5 protein-coding genes are annotated in these 5,275 nt (G+C 68.4%); 2 read left to right on the top strand and 3 right to left on the bottom strand.

All coding sequences use genetic code 11. The features are described 5' to 3' along the window. Both leuA and ybiB read right to left on the bottom strand, forming a co-directional pair. Nucleotides 1-1,422 (bottom strand): 2-isopropylmalate synthase (gene leuA, locus G3N99_RS33910; protein ID WP_206124551.1); only part of this gene is annotated, 1,422 nt, incomplete at its 3' end. A gap of 380 nt (nucleotides 1,423-1,802) precedes the next feature. Then, a complete protein-coding gene (ybiB, locus tag G3N99_RS33905; protein ID WP_206124550.1) occupies nucleotides 1,803-2,777 on the bottom strand; it encodes a DNA-binding protein YbiB in 975 nt (324 codons plus the stop codon). 193 nt (nucleotides 2,778-2,970) lie between these two features. Between ybiB and maiA the strand changes: the two genes are divergently transcribed. Then, nucleotides 2,971-3,615 carry a maleylacetoacetate isomerase gene (gene maiA / locus G3N99_RS33900; protein WP_174945081.1) on the top strand — a complete coding sequence of 215 codons (645 nt, stop codon included), beginning with the start codon at nucleotides 2,971-2,973 and terminating at the stop codon, nucleotides 3,613-3,615. 83 nt (nucleotides 3,616-3,698) lie between these two features. Here maiA and ftsY read toward each other — a convergent pair whose 3' ends face one another. Beyond that, nucleotides 3,699-4,865, bottom strand: a complete 1,167-nt coding sequence (gene ftsY / locus G3N99_RS33895; protein ID WP_174945079.1) for a signal recognition particle-docking protein FtsY — start codon at nucleotides 4,863-4,865, stop codon at nucleotides 3,699-3,701. A gap of 216 nt (nucleotides 4,866-5,081) precedes the next feature. Here ftsY and G3N99_RS33890 point away from each other — a divergent pair. Continuing rightward, the coding region (locus G3N99_RS33890; protein WP_206124549.1) for an RsmD family RNA methyltransferase at nucleotides 5,082-5,275 on the top strand (194 nt) is incomplete at its 3' end.

Genomic DNA, 5,275 nt, shown 5'->3' with positions numbered 1-5,275 from the left:
CGCGGCGAAACGTCGCACGGCCTCGTCGGGCGTCGTGTCCGCCGCGGGCGCTGCCGCGATCTCGCGGTTCTGCCAGCGCGCGCCGTTGCCGTGGCGCGCGGCCGGCCCGTCGGTATCGAAGAATTCGCGCGCGAACAACGTGCAGATCGCGTCACCCGTCACTTCCTCGCCGGACGTGTCCGCGAGCGTCTGCACCGCATGGCTGAATTCGATCTGCACGCGGCGCGTCGGCGTGAAGCCCATCCCGCGTTCGAGCAGGAATGTCGCACCGCCCTTGCCGGACTGGCTGTTCACGCGGATCACCGCGTCATAGCTGCGGCCGAGGTCGGCCGGGTCGATCGGCAGGTACGGCACTTCCCAGGCCGCGTCGGGGCGCTGCTGCGCGAAGCCCTTGCGGATCGCGTCCTGGTGCGAGCCCGAAAACGCGGTGAACACGAGGTCGCCCGCGTACGGATGGCGCGGATGCACCGGAATCTGGTTGCAGCGTTCGACGACGCGGCGCACGGCGTCGATGTCGGAGAAATCGAGGCCCGGATCGATGCCCTGCGTGTAGAGATTCAGCGCGAGCGTGACGAGGTCGACGTTGCCGGTGCGTTCGCCATTGCCGAACAGGCAGCCTTCGATGCGGTCGGCGCCCGCGAGCAGCGCGAGTTCGGCCGCCGCGACCGCGGTGCCGCGATCGTTGTGCGGATGCACGGACAGCACGATGCTGTCGCGATACGCGAGGTTGCGGTCCATCCACTCGATCTGGTCGGCGAACACGTTCGGGCCCGCGGCTTCGACGGTGGCCGGCAGGTTGACGATCATCTTGTGATCGCGGGTCGGGCGCCAGGTCTGAGCGACCGCGTCGCAGATTTCGCGCGCGAACGTCAGCTCGGTCATGCTGAAGGTTTCCGGCGAGTACTGGAAGGTCCACTGCGTGTCGGGGCGCGCGGCGCAGTGTTCCTTGATGATGCGCGTGCCATCGATCGCGAGCGCCTTCACGTCGGCCTTCGACATCCCGAACACGATGCGGCGGAACGACGGGCACACCGCGTTGTACAGGTGCACGATCGCGCGCGGCACGCCTTCGAGCGCGTCGAACGTGCGGGCGATCAGGTCTTCGCGCGCCTGCACGAGCACTTCGATCGTCACGTCGTCGGGAATCCGCTTGTCGTCGATCAGCTTGCGCACGAAATCGAAGTCGGTTTGCGACGCCGACGGAAAACCGACTTCGATCTCCTTGAACCCGATCGCGACCAGCATCTCGAAGAATTCGAGCTTCTGCTCGATGCTCATCGGCTCGATCAGCGACTGGTTGCCGTCGCGCAGGTCGGTGCTCATCCAGACGGGCGCGCGCTCGATGGTGCGCGACGGCCATTTGCGGCCATTGAGGCGGACAGGTTCGAACGGACGGTACTTGTCTTGCGGATTGCGCTGCATCTTCTGGACCTCGGGTCTCAAGTCGCGAGCGAAGACGGGCGGCATGGGCGACGGTTGGCGCTGCCTCGCTCCGCGGCACGTGAACGCGCTGCGGATGCGGATGATCTTCGCGAGTCGGCCGACGGATAGACGGACGAATGCTGACGACTTCGGGTTGTAAAAACTACGAGAGGGGTACTGCGAGGAACTGCTGGGAGGGACCGTGCGGACAGCACACGGCGCTACGAAAGCCTTAGGCTAGTCGTAGCGATAGCGGCCGCGCTAGGCGGCCGGAGGTAATTCGGAGGGTGTTCGGAAAGGAACGCATGAGGGCAACTCTATGCCAGGATGCGCTCGCGTGTCAAATGCCCTGCAAGCGGGGCCGGTTCGCGAGCGTGCCGTCAGCGTGCGATGCGGGCGATCTGCACGATCGTCGCGACCTGCCGGGCGACCGTGTCGGGCACCGGCACCTCGCCGCGCAATACGGCGTCGGTCCACGCGGCCGTCGTGGCCGCGTCGCGCGATTCCGGCAGCGCGACGGCCGGCGCATCGGTCGACGAGCGTTCGGCCTCGATCAGCGTGTCGCACACGCCGTCGTGCAGCCAGTCGACCTGCACCTGGCGCCGCGTGTCGGCAACGGCTTCGCCCTCGGTGCCGCGTGCCAGCAGCGCGCCGCCGAGCGCGGCGTCCGGATGGTCGCGGAACAATTGCGCCAGGCTGTCGCGGTACGGCGGGTGTGTGTAGTTGACGAGCCGCAGGCCGGCCGGCGCGAACGGCTGCAGGATCTTCACGAGCGTGTGCGTCGAGTTGCGCACGCCGAGCACGCTGCGCATCGACAGCAGGTGGGCAATGCGCGGCGCCAGCACCTCGATCGACGCGAACGCGACGCGGCGCTCCGCAAGCGTGTCCTCGATCGCATCGTGCGACGTCGACGGCGCGAGCGACAGCGCCGAGAAGATTTCGGCGCTCGTCACGCGGCCCGGATCCCGCTCGACGCCATGCACGAGCACCGGCACGCCTTCGCGCGCGAGCAGCAGCGCGAGCAGCGGCACGAGGTTCGGCTGCCTGCGCGCGCCGTTGTAGCTCGGGATCGACACGGGGCGGAACGCGGCGTCCTGCACGTGCACCGGCTCGAACGACGCCTGCGCGGCGGCGAGCATCGCGGCCAGCTCGTCGGCGGATTCGCCCTTCAGCCGATACGCGATCAGGATCGCGCCGAGTTCGACGTCCGACACGCGCGCGTCGAGCATCGCGCGATAGAGCTCGAACGTGTCCTCGGCGGACAGCGCGCGTGCGCCGTGCGGGCCGCGGCCGATTTCCTTGATGAAGCGGGCGCACGGGAACGGAACGGCGGCGGGATCGTGGGAAGCGGTCATCGGGGCGTGGGGCGGGCGGCCGGCATCGGGCCGCGCTGTGAGCGGTGAGGAATGCCCGAGTATCGCACGGGTGCGGCCGTCGCAAGCGAGGCCGCGCCGCGCGGCGCGCTACACTCTGGTTCCCGGCGGTGCGCGCGCCGGCTGCGCTGCGCCCGTGCCGTCGCCGGCCGAATACGACTACGAGAGACATCCCATGAAGCTTTACAGCTATTTCCGCAGTTCCGCGTCGTACCGCGTGCGGATCGCCCTGAACCTGAAGCAGCTGCCGTTCGACTATGTCCCCGTGCACATGCTGCGCGACGGCGGCGAGCAACTGAAGGATGCGTATCGCGCGCTGAATCCGGATGCGGTCGTGCCGACGCTGATCGACGACGACGCGACGCTGCAGCAGTCGCTCGCGATCATCGAATATCTCGAGGAAACCCATCCGGAACCGGCGCTGCTGCCGAAGCAGCCGGTCGATCGCGCGTATGTGCGCGCAGTTGCGCTGCAGATCGCGTGCGAAATCCACCCGCTCAACAACCTGCGCGTGCTGAAGTACCTGAAGCACACGCTGAAGGTGCCCGAGGAGGCGAAGAACGCGTGGTACCGGCACTGGATCGAGGCGGGCTTCGACACGCTCGAGACGCGTCTCGCAAGCGATCCGCGCACCGGCAAGCTGTGCTTCGGCGACACGCCGACGCTCGCCGACGTGTGCCTCGTGCCGCAGGTGTTCAATGCGAACCGCTTCTCGATCGACACGACGCGCTATCCGACGATCCAGCGGATCGTCGACCATGCGTCGACGCTCGATGCGTTCAAGGCCGCCGAGCCCGGCGCGCAGCCCGACGCCGAATGAGCGCGGTGCGCCCGGCATGCACGACCGGGCGCGCATGAAAAAGGGCGCCCGAAGGCGCCCTGTGCGATGCGGGCCGGCGGTGTTCAGCCGAGCAGCGCGTCCGCGAATTCGACCGCGCTGAACGGCTGCAGATCCTCGACCTTCTCGCCGACGCCGATGAAGTAGACCGGCACCGGGCGCTGCCGCGCGATCGCGGCGAGAATCCCGCCCTTCGCGGTGCCGTCGAGCTTCGTGACGATGAGGCCGGTGAGGCCGAGCGCGTCGTCGAATGCCTTGACCTGCGTGAGCGCGTTCTGGCCGGTGTTCGCGTCGATCACCAGCAGCACTTCGTGCGGCGCACCGTCATGCGCCTTCGAGATCACGCGCTTCACCTTCTTCAGCTCTTCCATCAGGTGGAGCTGCGTCGGCAGGCGGCCGGCCGTGTCGGCCATCATCACGTCGATCTTGCGCGCGCGCGCGGCGCTGACCGCGTCGAAGATCACCGCGGCCGGATCGCCGCTTTCCTGCTGCACGACCGTCACGTTGTTGCGCTCGCCCCAGACCGCCAGCTGTTCGCGCGCGGCTGCGCGGAACGTGTCGCCCGCGGCCAGCAGCACCGACTGGTCGAAGCTCTGCAGATGCTTCGCGAGCTTGCCGATGCTGGTCGTCTTGCCCGCACCGTTCACGCCGGTGATCATCATCACGAGCGGCTGCGCGCGGCCGAGCATCAGCGATTTTTCGAGCGGCGTCAGCAACTCGACGAGCAGGTCGTGCAGCGCGGATTTCACCTGCTGCGGGTCGGTCAGGCGGCCCGTGCGCACCTTTTCGCGCAGCGCGCCGAGCAGGTACTCGGTCGCGTCGACGCCCGCGTCGGACATCAGCAGCGCGGTTTCGAGCTCCTCGTACAGATCCTCGTCGATCTTCGTGTTGACGAACACGCCGGTGATGCTCGAGCCCGTCTTGGCGAGCCCCGTTTTCAGGCGCGCGAGCCACGATTTCTTCGCGGTGGCGTCCTGCAGCGGCGGCGGGACGATTTCGACCGTCTCGACGACTTCGTCGCGGCCGTCGTTGGTCGGCGTGACCGTCATCACGACGGCCGGTGCGGCCGGTTGCGCGACCGGTTGTGCGGGCGCTTGCGGCACGTCGGCCGCAGGCGGGGCCTCGAACGCGGGCGCATCGGACGGTTCGTCCGTTTGCTGCGCGTCGGCCGATTGCGATTCCGCCGGATCGGGCTCCTGCGTTTTCTTGAATCGTTTGAAGAAGCTGAACATGGTCTGACGTCGGGAAGAGGGCGGGCCGCCGCCAGCGGCGGGGCACCGGACGGGCCGTTCTGCGTTCGCGCGGGCGCGACGCACGGCGGCCGAAACCGTGCATTTTATCAGTGCGGCGGGGCGCTCGCGTCAGTGTGCGCCGCCGCTGTGGTAACGTGCGCCTGTTTAGCGGTGCGCCCCCGCGCGCGCCCGGTCCCTCCGTCGTCGATATTCCGTATGTCCCGTTCCTCTCCCGGCCGCCCGGCGGCCCCTTCTGGCCGCGGCAAGCCGCACACGATCCGCATCATCGGCGGTGACTGGAAACGCACGCCGCTCGCGGTGCTCGATCTCGACGGCCTGCGGCCGACGCCCGATCGCGTGCGCGAGACGCTGTTCAACTGGCTCGGCCAGGATCTCGAAGGCCGGCGCTA

The organism is Burkholderia sp. Ac-20392 (assembly GCF_017104585.1).
GTDB lineage: Bacteria > Pseudomonadota > Gammaproteobacteria > Burkholderiales > Burkholderiaceae > Burkholderia > Burkholderia lata.
Note: the sequence above shows the minus strand (reverse complement) of the source record. Positions and strands in the feature narration are given on the sequence as shown.

Excerpts from the sequence above, each read along its gene's own strand:
- ybiB (WP_206124550.1), bottom strand. The coding sequence starts at position 2,777 with ATGACCGCTTCCCACGATCCCGCCGCCGTTCCGTTCCCGTGCGCCCGC.
- maiA (WP_174945081.1), top strand. The coding sequence starts at position 2,971 with ATGAAGCTTTACAGCTATTTCCGCAGTTCCGCGTCGTACCGCGTGCGG.
- ftsY (WP_174945079.1), bottom strand. The coding sequence starts at position 4,865 with ATGTTCAGCTTCTTCAAACGATTCAAGAAAACGCAGGAGCCCGATCCG.